Origin of the sequence: Phormidesmis priestleyi BC1401 (genome assembly GCF_001650195.1) — a bacterium.
GTDB classification, from domain to species: domain Bacteria; phylum Cyanobacteriota; class Cyanobacteriia; order Leptolyngbyales; family Leptolyngbyaceae; genus Phormidesmis_A; species Phormidesmis_A priestleyi_B.
The window spans coordinates 1-771 of the sequence record NZ_LXYR01000180.1; the positions used below are offsets into that span (position 1 = coordinate 1).

Sequence of the window (771 nt, forward strand, 5' to 3'; positions counted from 1 at the left end):
CTTTTTGTCGGAGGTCATCGCTGTAGGGGGCTGGCATCGCTCATTTGAGGGTCTCAACTTCTATAGTATGTCCTAACCTAACTGGCAACGGCTATAGAAGCATCTGTTTCCAAAGATCAACTGAAAGAGCTTTTCCAGGGTGTTCTCGATCCAGAGGCTCATCTGATACCCGCGATCGCCCGCGAAATGGCAGCCACTAAGTTTGATGTGTTGCTTCTTTCAGGGATTGGAGAGGTGTTTCCCTATATCCGGTCTCATAACGTGCTAAACAATCTGCAAAGCACGGCTAAGGAAAAGCCAACCGTCTTGTTTTTTCCGGGTGACTATACCCATTCCTTGGAAGTTGGGGCATCGCTCGATCTTTTTGGCAAACTGCACGACGACAAATACTACCGAGCCTTCAATATCTTTCACTGCGAAGTTTAAGCGGGGAACCCATCATGGGGTGCGACCTCTACTTGATTTAGTAGGTCAAGCATGATATCACTGAGTGAGGCAACCAAGAGGTGGTGAGTATGAGCGCTCAATTGCTGAGTCAAGAAGGGACGCAAGTCAGGATAGAAGTGACGATAGACCTGAGTCATTCGCTGCTGACCAGTGAAGAAGCGATTCAGGAAAGCCTCAACGAGGCGGGTCGTATTGCCACTACAGCCGCTCTTGAGTATCTGGACACCGGGTGCGACCTCTATTTGATACTATTAGAGGGCAACGGAAAAGCCGTATTGATTCAGTTTGTTCCAGAATTGATCCCAACGCGTTGAGGTCAAGACC

At 48.8% G+C, this 771-nt stretch carries 2 protein-coding genes; both read left to right on the forward strand.

What is annotated here, in order from left to right; all coding sequences use genetic code 11:
- The first annotated feature begins 93 nt into the window (after positions 1–93).
- Positions 94–426, forward strand: a complete 333-nt coding sequence (locus A8707_RS26320; RefSeq protein WP_269452778.1) for a DUF1788 domain-containing protein — start codon at positions 94–96, stop codon at positions 424–426.
- Positions 427–515: 89 nt separating this feature from the next.
- Positions 516–761 (forward strand): hypothetical protein, encoded by a 246-nt coding sequence (locus A8707_RS26325; protein WP_068820420.1) that lies wholly within the window; start codon positions 516–518, stop codon positions 759–761.
- Positions 762–771: the final 10 nt, after the last annotated feature.